The organism is Streptomyces sp. NPDC058279 (assembly GCF_042881255.1).
Taxonomy (GTDB): Bacteria; Actinomycetota; Actinomycetes; order Streptomycetales; family Streptomycetaceae; genus Streptomyces.
Genome location: NZ_JBHVYA010000004.1, coordinates 33,671 through 49,536, shown reverse-complemented (window position 1 = coordinate 49,536; position 15,866 = coordinate 33,671). Strand labels below are relative to the sequence as shown.

Annotated in this window: 13 protein-coding genes; 5 read left to right on the top strand and 8 right to left on the bottom strand. The window is 70.8% G+C overall.

Going from position 1 to position 15,866, the window contains the following annotated elements:
• Positions 1-121: 121 nt before the first annotated feature.
• Complete coding sequence (locus ACFVXJ_RS09925) at positions 122-796, bottom strand: Crp/Fnr family transcriptional regulator (protein ID WP_003981529.1); 675 nt, start codon at positions 794-796, stop codon at positions 122-124.
• Between the two features lie 225 nt (positions 797-1,021).
• Between ACFVXJ_RS09925 and nth the strand changes: the two genes are divergently transcribed.
• The 3 genes from nth to ACFVXJ_RS09910 all read left to right on the top strand — a co-directional run bounded on the left by nth (position 1,022) and on the right by ACFVXJ_RS09910 (position 4,131).
• Complete coding sequence (gene nth, locus ACFVXJ_RS09920) at positions 1,022-2,023, top strand: endonuclease III (RefSeq protein ID WP_389661562.1); 1,002 nt, start codon at positions 1,022-1,024, stop codon at positions 2,021-2,023.
• 133 nt (positions 2,024-2,156) lie between these two features.
• Positions 2,157-2,915: an NUDIX hydrolase gene (locus ACFVXJ_RS09915; RefSeq protein WP_389661097.1), complete on the top strand. Its 759-nt coding sequence runs from the start codon at positions 2,157-2,159 to the stop codon at positions 2,913-2,915.
• A 13-nt stretch (positions 2,916-2,928) separates the two neighbouring features.
• Positions 2,929-4,131, top strand: a complete 1,203-nt coding sequence (locus ACFVXJ_RS09910) for a MarP family serine protease (RefSeq protein WP_389661095.1) — start codon at positions 2,929-2,931, stop codon at positions 4,129-4,131.
• Between the two features lie 41 nt (positions 4,132-4,172).
• On the opposite strand, the gene ACFVXJ_RS09905 is transcribed toward ACFVXJ_RS09910, so the two are convergent.
• The 6 genes from ACFVXJ_RS09905 to ACFVXJ_RS09880 all read right to left on the bottom strand — a co-directional run bounded on the left by ACFVXJ_RS09905 (position 4,173) and on the right by ACFVXJ_RS09880 (position 12,246).
• Positions 4,173-4,346 carry a hypothetical protein gene (locus tag ACFVXJ_RS09905; protein WP_361317862.1) on the bottom strand — a complete coding sequence of 58 codons (174 nt, stop codon included), beginning with the start codon at positions 4,344-4,346 and terminating at the stop codon, positions 4,173-4,175.
• Between the two features lie 175 nt (positions 4,347-4,521).
• Positions 4,522-5,481 carry an alpha/beta fold hydrolase gene (locus ACFVXJ_RS09900; protein WP_389661093.1) on the bottom strand — a complete coding sequence of 320 codons (960 nt, stop codon included), beginning with the start codon at positions 5,479-5,481 and terminating at the stop codon, positions 4,522-4,524.
• A complete protein-coding gene (locus tag ACFVXJ_RS09895) occupies positions 5,478-5,936 on the bottom strand; it encodes a phage holin family protein (protein ID WP_389661091.1) in 459 nt (152 codons plus the stop codon). The genes ACFVXJ_RS09900 and ACFVXJ_RS09895 overlap by 4 nt, the downstream gene beginning before the upstream one ends.
• Before the next feature lie 51 nt (positions 5,937-5,987).
• The gene (gene nhaA, locus ACFVXJ_RS09890; RefSeq protein ID WP_389661089.1) at positions 5,988-7,424 is read right to left on the bottom strand and encodes a Na+/H+ antiporter NhaA; all 1,437 of its coding nucleotides are present in this window, start codon (positions 7,422-7,424) and stop codon (positions 5,988-5,990) included.
• 210 nt (positions 7,425-7,634) lie between these two features.
• The gene (gene acs, locus ACFVXJ_RS09885; RefSeq protein WP_389661087.1) at positions 7,635-9,632 is read right to left on the bottom strand and encodes an acetate--CoA ligase; all 1,998 of its coding nucleotides are present in this window, start codon (positions 9,630-9,632) and stop codon (positions 7,635-7,637) included.
• Positions 9,633-9,831: 199 nt separating this feature from the next.
• Complete coding sequence (locus tag ACFVXJ_RS09880) at positions 9,832-12,246, bottom strand: SulP family inorganic anion transporter (RefSeq protein ID WP_389661085.1); 2,415 nt, start codon at positions 12,244-12,246, stop codon at positions 9,832-9,834.
• 230 nt (positions 12,247-12,476) lie between these two features.
• Here ACFVXJ_RS09880 and ACFVXJ_RS09875 point away from each other — a divergent pair, with 230 nt between their 5' ends.
• Entirely contained in the window at positions 12,477-13,787 is a 1,311-nt protein-coding gene (locus tag ACFVXJ_RS09875; RefSeq protein WP_389661083.1) for a hypothetical protein, read from the top strand.
• Here ACFVXJ_RS09875 and ACFVXJ_RS09870 read toward each other — a convergent pair.
• Entirely contained in the window at positions 13,741-14,778 is a 1,038-nt protein-coding gene (locus tag ACFVXJ_RS09870) for an ATP-binding protein (RefSeq protein ID WP_389661081.1), read from the bottom strand. The two genes, ACFVXJ_RS09875 and ACFVXJ_RS09870, sit on opposite strands and share 47 nt — an antisense overlap.
• 109 nt (positions 14,779-14,887) lie before the next feature.
• Between ACFVXJ_RS09870 and ACFVXJ_RS09865 the strand changes: the two genes are divergently transcribed.
• Positions 14,888-15,769, top strand: a complete 882-nt coding sequence (locus tag ACFVXJ_RS09865) for an oxidoreductase (RefSeq protein ID WP_389661079.1) — start codon at positions 14,888-14,890, stop codon at positions 15,767-15,769.
• The last annotated feature ends 97 nt before the right edge of the window (positions 15,770-15,866 follow it).

Genomic DNA, 15,866 nt, shown 5'->3' with positions numbered 1-15,866 from the left:
GTCACGCCTCGGTCCGGCCGGTGATCCCGCCAACGACCCCGCCCCGCCGCGCACGGCGAACGACGGAAGGGCCCCGCCCCCTGGGGGCAGGACCCTTTCGCACCGGCTGTGGCGGGTGGCGTCAGCGCGAGCGCTTCGCCAGCCGCTCGACGTCGAGCAGGATCACCGCACGGGCCTCCAGCCGCAGCCAGCCGCGGCCGGCGAAGTCGGCCAGCGCCTTGTTCACGGTCTCGCGGGAGGCGCCGACGAGCTGGGCCAGCTCCTCCTGCGTGAGGTCGTGCACGACGTGGATGCCCTCTTCCGACTGCACGCCGAAGCGGCGCGACAGGTCCAGGAGGGCCCGGGCCACACGGCCCGGAACGTCGGAGAAGACCAAGTCGGACATCTGGTCGTTGGTCTTGCGCAGGCGCCGCGCCACGGCGCGCAGCAGCGCCGTCGCGACCTCGGGCCGGGCGTTCAGCCACGGCTGGAGGTCGCCGTGGCCCAGACCCAGCAGCTTGACCTCGGTCAGCGCGGTCGCGGTGGCGGTGCGCGGGCCCGGGTCGAACAGCGACAGCTCGCCGATCAGCTCGCCGGGACCGAGGACGGCCAGCATGTTCTCGCGGCCGTCGGGGGATGTGCGGTGCAGCTTCACCTTGCCCTCGGTGACGACGTACAGCCGGTCACCGGGGTCGCCCTCGTGGAACAGGGCGTCACCGCGTGCGAGGGTCACCTCGCCCATGGAGGCGCGGAGCTCCGCGGCCTGCTCGTCATCGAGCGCCGCGAAGAGCGGGGCGCGCCGCAGAACGTCGTCCACGAGTCTCTCTCCTATGTCGACCGGCTCAGGGGACCGCTCCCCATTTTGCCGGACGGCTGAAACAGTGCGATCAATCACAAGGATGCCGGACGTACGGGTGTGCTGTGTGGCGAGAGCCCCATCGGGGTGGTGTTACCAGAGGTCCGGGCGGCTGTCGGCGGCCGGCCTTAGGCTGGCCGGGTGTCCAATAAGCCGGTGAGAGCACAGGCCATGGGGTCCGCGGGAGTGACGGCGGCCCAGAATTCAGCCGTGGGCGAACAAGGCCCCGGAACGTCTCCCTCGGAGGTTCCTCCGAGCCCTGAGGGCAAAGGTTCGACCAAGAAACAAGCACCCGGGCGGGCCGCGAAGCCGGGCACACCGGCGAAGACGGCCAAGGCCGCCAAGGCGGTGAAGGCCGCGCCCGCGAAGGCCGTACCGGCGAAGGTCGCGTCCGCGAAGCCCGTCAGGGCCCCGAAGCCGGAATCCCGCCTCGCGATGATCCGCAGGGCCCGCCGGATCAACCGGGAACTGGCGGAGGTGTACCCGTACGCCCACCCGGAACTGGACTTCCGCAACCCGTTCGAGCTCCTGGTCGCCACCGTCCTCTCCGCGCAGACCACCGACCTGCGCGTGAACCAGACGACGCCCGCCCTCTTCGCCGCCTACCCGACGCCCGAGGCCATGGCGGCGGCGGCGCCGGAGGACCTGGAGGAGCTGATCCGGCCGACCGGTTTCTTCCGGGCGAAGTCGCGGTCCCTCCTCGGCCTGTCGCAGGCCCTGTGCGCGAACTTCGGCGGCGAGGTGCCGGGCCGGATCGAGGACCTGGTGACCCTGCCCGGTGTGGGCCGCAAGACGGCCAACGTGGTGCTCGGCAACGCCTTCGGCGTCCCGGGGATCACGGTCGACACCCACTTCGGCCGGCTGGTGCGCCGCTTCAAGTGGACCGAGCAGGAGGACCCGGAGAAGGTCGAGGAGGAGATCTGCGCGATCTTCCCCAAGAGCGAGTGGACGATGCTCTCGCACCGCGTCGTCTTCCACGGCCGTCGGATCTGCCACGCCCGCAAGCCCGCCTGCGGTGCCTGCCCGATCGCCCCGCTCTGCCCGTCGTACGGGGAGGGCGAGACCGACCCGGACAAGGCGCGGAAGCTGCTCAAGTACGAGAAGGGCGGCCAACCGGGCCAGCGGCTGAGCCCGCCGGCGGACTACCCGGGCCTGCCCGCGCCACCGCTGGGCGCCCCGGCGCCCTGAGTACGGTCGCGGGCGCCGCGGGGTGGCTCGCGGAGGAACGAAACCGGCGCCGGCCCGCGTTGAGCGGGTGTCACGGTCGCCGAGGTGGAGCACGGATGCGGATGGGATGCGGATGCGGGGAGCAGGGGTGCCTATGACGCGGGGTACGAGGGACGAGAGCGTGACGGGCGCGCCGGTGGGCGCGTCGGGGGTCCGGGGCCATGAGTCCTACGTCGGCCCCCGCGACGGCGTGACCCTGAGCACCCGGGGGCTTCCCGGCTGGTTGGATCCGGTGGTCGAGGCCGTGCGTACGGTACGGCCCCACCAGCTGAGCCGGTTCCTGCCCCCCGAGGACGGGCGGGGCCGCCAGTCCGCGGTGCTGATCCTCTTCGGCGAGGGTCCCCGGGGTCCGGAGCTGCTGCTCCAGGAACGCGCGGGGAGCCTGCGCTCGCACGCGGGCCAGCCGTCCTTCCCGGGCGGCGCGCTCGACCCCGAGGACGGCGATCCGCAGACCACGGGCCCGCTGCGCGCCGCCCTGCGGGAGGCCGAGGAGGAGACCGGCCTCGACCCCGCCGGGGTCCAGCTCTTCGGGGCGCTGCCCCGCCTCTACATCCCGGTCAGCGAGTTCGTCGTGACGCCGGTGCTCGGCTGGTGGCGGGTACCGACCCCGGTCGGCGCCGTGGACCCGGCGGAGACGGCCCGGGTCTTCACGGTGCCGGTCGCGGATCTCGCGGATCCGGCGCACCGCGTGACGGCCGTACATCCAAGCGGTCACCTGGGCCCGGCTTTCACGGTCGAATCGGCTCTGGTCTGGGGTTTCACCGCCGGGGTGATCGACCGGTTGCTGCACTTCGCGGGGTGGGAGCGCGAGTGGGACCGATCACGTGAGGTCACGATCGACTGGCGCGCATGAGACGGTGGCCCACGTGAACGTGCTGGACATCCTGTTGCTGGTCGCCGCCGTGTGGTTCGCGATCGTCGGCTACCGCCAAGGCTTCGTCGTCGGCATCCTGTCGGTGATCGGCTTCCTGGGCGGTGGTCTCATCGCCGTGTCCCTGCTGCCTCTGATCTGGGACCGGGTCACGGACAACGGCACCCAGGTGTCCACCACCGTCGTGGTGATCGCCGTCGTCGTGATCATCATCTGTGCCTCGATCGGCCAGGCCCTCACCACCCATCTGGGCAGCCGGCTCAGACGGCACATCACCTGGTCCCCGGCCCGCGCGATCGACGCGACGGGCGGGGCGCTGGTGAACGTCGTCGCGATGCTGCTGGTGGCCTGGCTGATCGGTTCCGCGCTCGCCGGGACCTCGCTGCCCACCCTGGGCAAGGAGGTCCGCAACTCCAAGGTGCTGCTCGGCGTGTCGCGGGTGATGCCGGCGCAGGCGAACACCTGGTTCTCGGATTTCAGTTCGACCCTGACGCGGAACGGTTTCCCGCAGGTCTTCACCCCGTTCGCCAACGAGCCGATCACCGATGTGAAGGCGCCCGACCCGGCGCTCGCCCGCAGCGGTGTCGCCGACCTGGCCAAGCGCTCGATCGTGAAGGTCGTGGGCACCGCCCCCAGTTGCAGCAAGGTGCTGGAGGGCACGGGCTTCGTGTTCGCTCCCGGCAAGGTGATGACCAACGCGCACGTCGTCGGCGGGGTCACCGAGCCGACCGTGCAGGTGGGCGGCGAAGGCAAGCTCTACGACGGCAAGGTGGTGCTCTACGACTGGGAGCGGGACATCGCCGTCCTGGACGTGCCCAAGCTGAAGGCGCCCGCGCTGGAGTTCACCGAGAAGGACGCGGCGAGCGGCAGCGACGCGATCGTCGCCGGCTTCCCGGAGAACGGCGCGTACGACATCCGTGCGGCGCGCGTCCGCGGCCGGATCGACGCCAACGGCCCGGACATCTACCACCGCGGCACGGTCCGACGCGACGTGTACTCCCTGTTCGCGACGGTTCGCCAGGGCAACTCCGGCGGGCCGCTACTGACGCCCGAGGGCAAGGTGTACGGGGTCGTCTTCGCCAAGTCACTGGACGACCCCAACACCGGTTACGCCCTGACGGCGGACGAGATCCGCGAGGACATCAAGAGTGGGAAGACCGCCGAACGGCGCGTCGACAGCCAGGGCTGCGCCCTGTAAGGGGTGTCGGTCCTGGCGGCAGCGCGGGGGCCTGGGGGGTTCTACATCCGCGGATGGCGCAGCCGGGCCGATACCCAGCGGGCCCGGCGGCGCAGGATGCGCGGAATCCCGAGTCGAGGGTCGTGGCCGTCGCGGCCTTCCCCCTCGTGGGTGCCCGGCGCGGTGGCCGAGCGGCGTTCGTATGCGGTGTCACGGTAGTCGTGCGTCCAGCCCATACTCCGAGCTGTGCCCGGGCCCCAAGGTCGGTAATCCCGTACTCGGCGGCCAATTGGCCTATGCGCCGGGCAATTGAACAACCATCACACGGTCGTATGAATGATCGACCGACTGTCGGGTCCGCCCGCGCAACAACCGCACAACGCCCGCGCGACGGCGCGCTCAGTGGTCCGCTCAGCGGTCCGGTTCGGGGTCCTTGAGCCAGTTCACCAGTTCCGCCGAGAAGGCCGCCGGGTCCTCCTCGTGCGGGAAGTGCCCCAGCCCGTCGAACAGCCGCCAACGGTACGGGGCTTCGACGTACTGCCCGCTGCCCGCCGCGCTCCGCGTACGCATCACCGGATCGAGCGAGCCGTGCAGGTGCAGCGTCGGCACCCGCACCGGTCGCTTCATGCGCCGGTTGAACTGGAGACCGTCGGGCCGGGCCATCGAGCGCATCATCCAGCGGTACGGCTCGATCGAGCAGTGCGCGGTGGACGGGATGCACATCGCGCGCCGGTACACCTCGACATCGGCGTCGTCGGGCGGCACCGGACCGGACCAGTCCCGGATCAGTCGGCCCACGAGCGCCCCGTCGTCGGCGACGAGCTGCCGTTCGGGGACGAACGGCCGCTGGAAGCCCCAGATGTGCGAACTCGCCCGGGTCTGCCCGAAGTCCGCGAGCATCGCCGCGCGCCAGCGGCGCGGGTGCGGCATCGAGGAGACCACCAGCCGGCGGACCAGCTTCGGCCGCATCACGGCGGCCGTCCAGGCGAGGTAGCCGCCCAGGTCGTGCCCGACGAGCGCGGCGTCCGGCTCGCCGAGGGACCGGATGACACCGGTGATGTCCAGCGCCAGGTTCGCCGGGTCGTAGCCGCGCGGTGTGCGGTCGCTGCCGCCCACCCCGCGCAGGTCCATCGCGACGGCGCGGTAACCGGCGTCGGCGAGTGCGGTCAGCTGGTGCCGCCAGGTCCACCAGAACTGCGGGAAGCCGTGCAACAGGAGCACCAACGGCCCGTCACCCAGCTCGGCGACGTGGAACCGCGCGCCGTTGGCGGCGACGTCCCGGTGCGTCACCTCTTTCCCGCCGGGGATGTCGAGCCGTACCGCCGAGGCGGCCGTGGGCGGGGTGCCGGAAGCCGGCGAGGGCGCTGTCATGAGGACGAGCGTGCCACACCCACAGCCGTGTCACTGACCGGTCGGGGATGCGGCTTGACGGTGCCGATGACCGCCGCCGTCTGCTTGACGGAGGCGATGGACCGCTCCGGCGGCTTGACCTTCTTGAACTTCGAGACGGCCAGCAGCGCGAGCACGCCGGCGAGCAGCAGGAACGCTCCGCCGACGATGAGGAAGGACCAGGCGAGCCCCAGCCCCAGGTTGTGGATCCCGTACGCCGCGGCGAAGCTCAACACCGGCAGGGAGAAGAGTGCGAACACTCCCGCGACGGAAATCGCGGCGCCGCCGATGCCCGCGCGCTTGACGTCCTGGCGCAGTTCCGCCTTGGCGAGGGCGATCTCGTCGTGCACCAGGGCGGACATCTCCGCGGTCGCCGAGGCGACCAGCCGGCCGAGTGTGCGCTCGGCTCCTTGCGCCCCTTGGTCCAACGCGCTCATCGCTCTCTCCCTACGTCGTCCGTCGTCGACGGCTGTCCTCCGTCAGTCAGATCATGCCGGACGGTCGCGCTCTGCGCTGGACCCGGCCGCGGCTTCGTCGTTCGCGAGCGTCGCGGCGGCTGCCGCGAGGCGGCGGTGTTCGGCCGCCTTCTCCTCGTAAATCCGTGCCATGCGCAGGTGGTACTCGGGGTTGTCCAGTTCGTAGATGTCCGGGATGCCGTCGCGGTCCTCGTCGCGGTCCTCGGCCTCCGTCAGCGCCCGGTACTTGCGGTCGCGGAGCTTGAGCAGCACGCCCGCGACGATCGCGGCGATGAGCGAGCCGATCAACACGGCCGCCTTGACCTCGTCGGTGAGGGTCTCGTCGCCCGCGAAGGCGAGTTCGCCGATGAGCAGGGACACCGTGAAGCCGATGCCGGCGAGCGAGGCGACCGCGAGGACGTCCGGCCAGGCGAGGTCCTCGTTCAGTTCGGCCTTGGTGAAGCGGGCCGCCATCCAGGTCCCGCCGAAGATGCCGATCGTCTTGCCGACGACCAGGCCGAGCACCACGCCGAGGGTCTCCGGCCGGGTGAAGACCTGGGTGATGGCCTCGTCGGATAGCGACACGCCGGCGGAGAGCAGGGCGAAGAGGGGGACGGCGAGGGCCGCGGACAGAGGGCGTACGAGGTGTTCGACGTGCTCCCCGGGAGAGGTGCTCTCGCCCTCCTTGCGGGTGCAGCGCAGCATCAGGCCCATCGCGACACCGGCGATGGTGGCGTGGACCCCGCTGTTGTACATCAGGCCCCAGATCACCAGGGCGAGCGGGACGTAGACGTACCAGCCGCGGACGCCGACGCGGAGCAGGAACCAGAAGAGCACCAGCCCCACCGCGGCGCCGCCGAGCGCCAGGAAGTCGATGTCGCTGGTGAAGAACACCGCGATGATCAGAATCGCGAACAGGTCGTCGACGACGGCGAGGGTCAGCAGGAAGGCGCGCAGGGCCGAGGGGAGGGAGGTGCCGATGACGGCGAGGACCGCGAGCGCGAAGGCGATGTCGGTGGCGGTCGGGACGGCCCAGCCGTCCGTCGAGCCGTTCCCGAGCAGGTTGACCAGTACGTAGACCAGCGCGGGCATCGCCATGCCGCAGATCGCGGCGATCACCGGGAGGGCGGCCGCCTTGGGGTCGCGCAGGTCACCCGCGACGAGTTCGCGCTTGAGCTCGATGCCGGCGACGAAGAAGAAGACGGCGAGCAGGCCGTCCGCCGCCCAGTGCTGGAGGGAGAGGTCGAGGCCGAGCGCGGCGGGGCCGAGATGGAAGGACCGGACGCTGTCGTAGCTGCTCGCGAGAGCGGGGATGTTGGCCCAGACGAGTGCGGCGATCGCGGCCGCCAGGAGGAGCACGCCACCGACGGTTTCGGTCCGCAGGGCGTCGGCGACGTAGCGGCGCTCGGGCAGCGAGAGCCGGCCGAGCAGCTTGCGGCTCTGGTGGTCGGTGGGGCTGGGCGCGGCCACGGGGGGACCTCCGGGTCGGTTGGACGGCATGGCGAAGCTCTTTGCCGACCAGACTTCCCGGCGCACCCTGAGTATTTCTTTACGTTCTCAATACTTTACAGGCGGTGCGCAAGGGCGTATCCGGCGATCTTCACTTTATGCGCGAAAGGGCCATCCGGCGCGTCGCGCCGAATGGCCCCCGGGGCCCGGATCGGACCCGTACCGCCCTGCTCAGTCCTCGCTGCCGGCGGCCGGCAGCCTGCTCTGGATCAGGTCCATGACGGAGGAGTCGGCCAGCGTGGTGACGTCTCCGACCGCCCGGTTCTCCGCCACGTCGCGCAGCAACCGGCGCATGATCTTGCCGGAGCGGGTCTTCGGCAGTTCCTGCACCGGCAGGATGCGCTTCGGCTTGGCGATCGGGCCGAGCGTGGCACCGACGTGGTCGCGCAGTTCGGCGACCAGTGTCTGCGTTTCGGACGCGCTGCCGCGCAGGATGACGAAGGCGACGATGGCCTGCCCGGTCGTCTCGTCGTTCGCGCCGACCACCGCCGCCTCGGCGACCGAGGGGTGGGAGACGAGCGCGGATTCGACCTCGGTGGTCGAGATGTTGTGGCCGGAGACCAGCATCACGTCGTCGACCCGGCCGAGCAGCCAGATGTCGCCGTCCTCGTCCTTCTTCGCGCCGTCGCCCGCGAAGTATTTGCCTTCGAAGCGCGACCAGTAGGTGTCGATGAACCGCTGGTCGTCACCCCAGATGGTGCGCAGCATCGACGGCCACGGCTCGGTGAGCACCAGGTAGCCGCCCCCGCCGTTCGGGACCTCGCGGCCCTCGTCGTCGACGACCGTGGCACTGATCCCGGGGAGCGCGCGCTGCGCCGAGCCCGGCTTCGTCTCGGTGACGCCCGGCAGCGGGGAGATCATCATCGCGCCGGTCTCGGTCTGCCACCAGGTGTCCACGATCGGGCAGCGGTCGCCGCCGATGTGCTTGCGGTACCAGATCCATGCCTCGGGGTTGATCGGCTCGCCGACCGAGCCGAGGATCCGCAGGCTCGACAGGTCGAACTTCGCGGGGATGTCTTCGCCCCACTTCATGAACGTCCGGATCGCGGTGGGGGCGGTGTAGAGGATGGTGACGCCGTACTTCTGCACGACCTCCCAGAACCGGCCCTGGTGCGGGGTGTCCGGGGTGCCCTCGTACATCACCTGGGTGGCGCCGTTGGCGAGCGGGCCGTAGACGATGTAGGAGTGCCCGGTCACCCAGCCGATGTCGGCGGTGCACCAGTAGACGTCCGTCTCCGGCTTGAGGTCGAACACCGCCTGGTGGGTGTAGGCGGCCTGCGTCAGGTAGCCGCCGGAGGTGTGCAGGATGCCCTTGGGCTTACCCGTGGTCCCCGAGGTGTAGAGGATGAACAGCGGGTGCTCGGCGTCGAACGCCTGCGGGGTGTGCTCCGCGGACTGGCGGTCGACGATGTCGTGCCACCAGACGTCCCGGCCCTCGGTGAAGGCGGTGTCCTGACCGGTGCGGCGCACCACGAGGACGTGCTCGACCTGCGGGCACTTGGCGACGGCCTCGTCGATGGCGGGCTTGAGCGCGCCGGGCTTGCCGCGGCGGTAGCCGCCGTCGGCGGTGATGACCAGCTTGGCGTCGGCGTCCTGGATGCGGGAGGCGACGGCGTCGGCGGAGAAACCGCCGAAGACCACCGAGTGCGCGGCGCCGACGCGGGCGCAGGCGAGCATCGCGACGACGGCCTCGGGGATCATCGGCAGGTACACCGCGACCCGGTCGCCCGCGCGCACGCCGAGCTCGGTCAGGGCGTTGGCGGCCTTGGAGACCTCGTCCTTCAGCTCGGCGTAGGTGATCGCGCGGCTGTCGCCGGGCTCGCCCTCGAAGTGGAGGGCGACGCGATCGCCGTTGCCGGCCTCCACGTGCCGGTCGACGCAGTTGTACGCGACGTTCAGCTTGCCGTCCGCGAACCACTTCGCGAAGGGCGGGTTGCTCCAGTCGAGCGTCTCGGTCGGCTCGGTGGCCCAGGTCAGCCGCCGGGCCTGCTCGGCCCAGAAGCCCAGCCGGTCCGCATCGGCCTGTGTGTACGCAGCCTGAGTCACATTGGCGGCGGCGGCCAGATCGGCGGGCGGTGCGAACCGCCGCTCCTCCTTGAGCAGATTGGCCAGGCTTTCGTTGCTCACGACATCTCCCTTTCCCAGGGTGTCCGTTGTGTCCCCGGGCATAGCTCATCAGTCAGCGGCCCAGGTGACAAGGGGTAGCCGCAAATTGGTTTAGACCTATAGCACGGCTGGGCCCATGCCAATGACCCCTCCCCGCTGCGGGCGCGGGAAGGGGCCACCGGGTGGCACGGATACGGGAGGTTATCGGTTCACGCGCACCATCGGTCCCCGCGTGGCCGGTTCCCTACCCCGCCGCCCGAAGTCAGGCGTGGCCTCCGACGCTGTCGAAGATGCGGCAGTCGAAGAAGTCGTCGCCCTCGGAGAGCAGGTACGCCTGGGCCTCGCCCACATGGAAGTACATCCCGTGCAGCTCCAGGGACCCCTCGGCCAGCCGGCGCGCCACCGATTCGTGCGCCCGCAGGTGTTCCAACTGCTGGACGACATTGGTCAGGCACAACTGCTCCACGGCGTCCGCCGGCAGTCGGCCGGAGATCCGGGCCCACGGGTGGTGCCGGCTGCGCATCCGCTCCAGGCTGGGCAGCCCATGCCGCAACCAGCGTCGCAGGGGGGTCATCGGTGCCTCCGGGTGTGAGTTCAGCAACGCCTGCATCGCGCCACAGCCGGAGTGCCCGCACACGGTGATGCTGTCCACCTGAAGCACGTCCACGGCGTACTCGATCGCCGCCGCGACCGAATCGTCCGTGGCCTCCGCTCCCGGCGGCGGGACCAGGTTGCCGACGTTGCGGACGGTGAACAGGTCGCCCGGACCGCTGGCGGTGATCATGCTGGTCACGAGCCGGGAATCGGCGCAGGTGAGGAACAGCTGGGAGGGCTGCTGCCCCTCGCGGGCGAGGCGGGCCAGCTCGTCCCGCACGAGCGGTGCGGTGTCGCGTTGGAAGGCGGTGATCCCGCTGGCCAGTTGCCCTGCCCCGCGCCGCCGCGGCTCGGCCGCGGTGGCCGCGGCCGCCGTCGGGCCGGGAAGCGTACCGTCCTCCCCGCGCCCGGTGGCGCGGTGGTCGCAGTGGTTCTTCCAAGGCGTCCAGGGGCGGCAGCAGTGGTGCGCCCCGCGCTGGGCCGGCCCACCGCCGTCGGCCCGGCCGCTCTCCGGAGTCCGGCTGCCGGCGCGGCCCGTCACCTCGACCGAACCACCGTGCGCGACATGCGAGTCCCGCCAGTCCTGGAGCGTCTCGAAGGCGGCGTGGTCCATGAACGAGCCGTCCAGCTCGATCACCGCCTGCGCGTCGTACGGGATCTGGTTCAGCACCCGGCTCAACCGCGGGACGGCGAGGAAGGTCAATTGGCCCCGGGCCCAGACACGGTGGACGCCGTTCAGCTCTTCCAGCGTGATCCTGGTGCGGGCGAGTCGGTGCAGCGCGACGGCCACGGCCACCGCGATGCCGATGGCGGCCCCTTCCAGGACCCCGCCGAGGACCACGGACACGATCGTCGTCAGGTAGACCAGGATCTCGCGGTGCCGGGTGACGGTGCGCACGTGCGTCGCGCTGACCATCTGCACCCCGACCACCATCACCAGCGCGGCGAGCGAGGCGAGCGGGATCAGGTCGAGTACGGGAACCAGCAGGCCGGCGGCGAGCATGATCCACAGGCCGTGCAGTATGGCCGCCCGGTGGCTGACGGCTCCGGCCCGCACGTTCGCCCCGCTGCGCACCGCCCCGCCCGCGACGGGCAGCCCGCCCAGTGCACCGGAGACGATGTTCGCCGCGCCCTGCCCCCGCAGCTCCCGATCGAGATCGGCGCGCGGCGGGCGGTTGTCCCGGCCCCGTCCGGTGGCGATCAGCTTGTCCGTGGCGACGGCGGACAGCAGCGACTCCACACTGCCGACCAGGGTGACCGTCAGAACGGCGGCGACGATGCCCAGCACCGGCCCCTCGGGCAGCTCGGGCAACGCGTGACTGTGCCAGGACGGCAGGTCCACCCGGGGCAGGCTGAGCCCCGCCAGGGTCGCCACCGCGGTGGCCGCGGAGACGGCGGCGAGCGCGGCCGGCACCCTGCGCAGGGCCCGGCCGGTCCGCCCGGGCAATCGGGGCCAGCCGAGCAGCACGACCAGCGTCAGGACGCTGATGCCGAGCGCGGCCGGATGCAGGTCGGCCAACTGGGCGGGCAGAGCGCGCACATTGGCCGGGGCGGAGCTCTGCGGGGTGCCGCCGAGCACGATGTGCAGTTGGGCCAGTGCGATGGTCACGCCGATGCCCGCGAGCATGCCGTGCACGACGGCCGGGCTCACCATGAGGGCCGACCGGGCGGTGCGCAGGAACGCGAGCCCGAGCTGGCAGCAGCCGGCGAGCACGGTGATGGCGCAGGTGGTGCGCCACCCGTAGCGCTGGATCAACTCGGCGGTGACCACCGTGAGTCCGGTGGCCGCCCCGCTGACCAGGAGCGGTGCGCCACCGAGCCGCCCGGCCACGATTCCGCCGGCCACCGCCGCCACCAGGCCGGCCTGTAGCGGCGCCCCGGTGGCCAACGCGATCCCGAGGGACAGTGGCAGGGCGATCAGGAAGACGGCGACGGAGGCGGAGAGATCGGCGGGAAGACCGTCAGGCAGGCGTCTGCCCGGCCGTCGGTCCGGGCGGCCGTCCCGATGGCCGTCCGAGCGGCTGGAAGGGCTGGTGGTGGGGAGGTGGGCGGCGGACGAAGGGGTGGCGGAGGTGGCTGTCATGGTTCCCGTCTCCTCTGAGGAGGGATGAAGCGGCGGGAGTCAACATTCGGTAAATGGATGGTAATGGAGAGTAAAGAATGAAGGGCGGGAATGGGGGCAAACAGCCTAGGAATTCCCCCTGAGGGGTGATTAAGCATTTTGTACGGCTTGTCACATCTTCTTCAAAGCAGACCGCGTGGGACGGTGCGCCCGGAAGTGCCACGTGGGAACTGCGAGGGAGAGGTGTGCGGATGATCGCCGCTACGAAGAAGATCGCCGGCGGCCTGGCCGCCACGGTCCTGGTCCTGGGCGCCGCCGGGTGTGGAAGCCCCGAACATGCCAAACCCCCCGCGCTCGGGGGTCCGAACGCCAAGAAGGACCCGGTGCCGGAGGCCGCTCCCGGTAGCGTCAACCGGCTGATCGGCGACGGGTCGACCGCGTACACCGGCCGGCAGCCGAACGTACAGCCACCCCAGAAGCTGAAGCCGGGTGAGAAGCCGCCGCAGTTCGTCGTCTTCTCCTGGGACGGCGCCGGCGAAGACAGCCAGAAGCTGTTCTCCCACTTCCGCGAAGTCGGCAAGGAATACAACGCGCGGATGACCTACTTCCTCAGCGGCCTGTACCTGCTGCCCGAGGAAAAACGTTCCCTCTACACCGCCCCGCAGCATGCGCCGGGCCGCTCGGACATCGGCTTCGGCGACCCCCAGAGCATCAAGGACACCGCCGCCCAGGTCCGCGCGGCGTGGCTGGAGGGCAACGAGATCGGCACCCACTTCAACGGTCACTTCTGCGGACCGGACGGCGGCGTGGGCACCTGGTCCGTCGAGGAGTGGAAGAGCGAGATCAACCAGGCGAAGACCTTCGTCAAGAGTTGGAAGACCAACTCGCCCGAACTCAAGGGCATGGAGGCGCTGCCCTTCGACTACGACAAGGAGCTCATCGGGGCCCGCACCCCCTGTCTCGAAGGCCAGAAGAACTTCATGCTGGCGGCCAAGGACATGGGCTTCCGGTACGACTCCAGCGGTATCAGCAAGCAGATCTGGCCGAAGAAGACCGACGGCCTCTGGGACATCCCGCTCCAGCTGGTGCCCATGCCGGGCCGGGCCTTCGAGACCCTGAGCATGGACTACAACTACATGGTCAACCAGTCCGGGACGACCACGCAGGGCGACCCCTCGCAGCACGCGTACTGGGGCGAGCAGATGCGCGACGGGCTGCAGAAGGCGTTCGACCGCGTCTACCAGGGCAATCGGGCGCCGCTGATCATCGGCAACCACTTCGAGTCCTGGAACGGCGGCACCTACATGAAGGCCGTCGAGGACTCCATCAAGTCGATGTGCACCCAGAAGGAGGTCCGCTGCGTTCCGTTCCGCGAGCTGGCCGACTGGCTGGACGCCCAGGACCCCAAGGTCCTGGAGTGGATGCGCCACCTCGACGTGGGCGAGACGCCCAAGGACGGCTGGACGAAGTTCCTGACGGCGGGGCCGCCGGCCAAGCCGGCCGCCCCGGCCGAGGTCAAGCCGGCTGCGGAGCCGGCCGAATCCGGTTCGGACGAGGGCTGACCGGCTGCTCCTGTGATCCGGCGGGGCGCGCCTCGTCGAGGACGAAGCCGGGGTCGACCTGTTCGGTGAGGTCGGCCCCGGTCTTGGCGTTGCCCCAGCTCTCGGCGTTCTTCACGTGGAAGTGGACCATCTGCCGGGTGTACCGGACCCAGTCGCGGTCCGCGTACGAGTCCTCGGCGGCGTCCTGGAGCACCTGGAGCGCGAGCCGGTTGGTCGCCTCCAGCAGCTCGAACGCGGCCGGACGGCCCCGCTCCATCGCCCGCACCCAGTCGGAGTGTCCGACGGTCACCAACAGGTCCTCGCCCACCTCGTCCTGGAGGAACTCGATGTCCTCGGGGCCCTGCACCTTGTTGCCGATCACCTTCAGGGCGATCCCGTAGTCGCGGGCGTACTCCTTGTACTGGCGGTAGACGGAGACGCCCTTGCGGGTCGGCTCGGCCACCAGGAAGGTCATGTCGAAACGGGTGAACATGCCCGAGGCGAAGGAGTCTGAGCCGGCGGTCATGTCGACGACGACGTACTCCTCGGGGCCGTCCACGAGGTGGTTCAGGCACAGTTCGACCGCGCCGACCTTGGAGTGGTAGCAGGCCACGCCCAGATCGGCCTCGGTGAACGGACCGGTGACCATGAGTCGTACGGGCCCTCCGTCGAGCAGCACGGTGCGCGCGCACGCGGCGTACACGGGGTTGTCCTCGGTGACCCGCAGCAGCCGTGAGCCGGTGCCGGGCGGTGTCGTCTTGATCATGGTGTCGGCGGATGCGATGCGCGGGTTCGAGCCGCGCAGGTAGTCCTTGATCAACGGCAGGTGGGCGCCCATGGCGGGCAGCGCCGCGGCCTCGTCCTCGTCGAGCCCGAGGGCGACGCCGAGGTGCTGGTTGATGTCGGCGTCCACCGCGACGACGGGGGCTTCATTGGCGGCGAGGTGGCGGATGAAGAGGGAGGACAGCGTGGTCTTCCCGCTGCCGCCCTTTCCCACGAAAGCGATCTTCATGTTCACCAAGCGTAGTGGATCGGTTGCTTTCCGTGCCTTGGGTGAGTGAAGAAGACCACTCCAAGGAGGGGTCGGTGCCAGGGGGCCGCAGTGCGTAGGCTCCTTACTTATGAGTAGCGCTGCTGACCCGCTGGCCCCACTGGCCGGGCTGCCGGGTGTCGCCGATTCCGTGGATTCCGTACGCAAGGCCGTGGACCGCGTCTACGGACACCGGGTGATGCGTCGGCGCGCCGCGGAGATCACCTCGGAGGCCGCCCTGCGCGGGGCCAGGGGGAGTGCGGCGCTGTCCGGGGCCGATTGGGCCCTGGAGGAGGTGCGCCGCCGGACCGACTTCGGCGCGGAGGAGCAGGCGCGCACCGTGGGTGCGGCCCTGCGTCTGACGGCCGAGGCCGGGCAACTGCTGAGCATCTGGCGGCAGTCGCCGCTACGGGTCCTCGCGCGCCTGCATCTGGTCGCCTCGGGTTCCAGCCCGGCGGCGGAGCCCGGTGTGGGGGGCTTGACGGAAGGTGGCGCGACGACGGCCGGTGGGCGCGGCGGAGACACGGTGGGTCGGCCCCGGCTGGCGGGCGAGCCCGTGGACGAGCCGTTGGTCGACGCCCCACTGCCCGACGCCGAGGAGGTCGCGGGAAGGCTGGACGGCCTGTCCCGCCTGGTCATCGCGGGAGGTTCGGCCCCGGCGCTGATCACGGCGGCGGTGGTGCACGGCGAGCTCCTGGCCCTGCGCCCGTTCGGCACGCACAACGGCCTGGTCGCGCGGGCGGCCGAGCGCATCGTGCTGATCAACAGCGGGCTCGACCCGAAGGCGATCTGCCCGGCGGAGGTCGGGCACGCCGAGCAGGGTCGGGAGGCGTACCTGGCGGCCTTCGAGGGCTACCTGTCCGGCACCCCGGAGGGCATGGCGGCCTGGATCGCCCACTGCGGTCGGGCGGTCGAACTGGGAGTGCGCGAGTCGACGGCGGTCTGCGAGGCGCTCCAGCGCGGCGCGGCGTGACTCACCCGGGGGCCAACGCGGCGCAGGCCGGGCAGGGTTGCGGCGACACCGTCTTGCTTTGGTGTCGCCGCTGGCATTCCCGCCGGGTTACCAAGCG

Bases quoted from the DNA above. Each gene is read 5' to 3' on its own strand.
- ACFVXJ_RS09915 (WP_389661097.1), top strand. From the start codon at position 2,157: ATGACGCGGGGTACGAGGGACGAGAGCGTGACGGGCGCGCCGGTGGGC.
- ACFVXJ_RS09905 (WP_361317862.1), bottom strand. From the start codon at position 4,346: ATGGGCTGGACGCACGACTACCGTGACACCGCATACGAACGCCGCTCG.
- ACFVXJ_RS09900 (WP_389661093.1), bottom strand. From the start codon at position 5,481: ATGACAGCGCCCTCGCCGGCTTCCGGCACCCCGCCCACGGCCGCCTCG.
- ACFVXJ_RS09895 (WP_389661091.1), bottom strand. From the start codon at position 5,936: ATGAGCGCGTTGGACCAAGGGGCGCAAGGAGCCGAGCGCACACTCGGC.
- acs (WP_389661087.1), bottom strand. From the start codon at position 9,632: ATGCCCGGGGACACAACGGACACCCTGGGAAAGGGAGATGTCGTGAGC.
- ACFVXJ_RS09880 (WP_389661085.1), bottom strand. From the start codon at position 12,246: ATGACAGCCACCTCCGCCACCCCTTCGTCCGCCGCCCACCTCCCCACC.
- ACFVXJ_RS09875 (WP_389661083.1), top strand. From the start codon at position 12,477: ATGATCGCCGCTACGAAGAAGATCGCCGGCGGCCTGGCCGCCACGGTC.
- ACFVXJ_RS09870 (WP_389661081.1), bottom strand. From the start codon at position 14,778: ATGAAGATCGCTTTCGTGGGAAAGGGCGGCAGCGGGAAGACCACGCTG.
- ACFVXJ_RS09865 (WP_389661079.1), top strand. From the start codon at position 14,888: ATGAGTAGCGCTGCTGACCCGCTGGCCCCACTGGCCGGGCTGCCGGGT.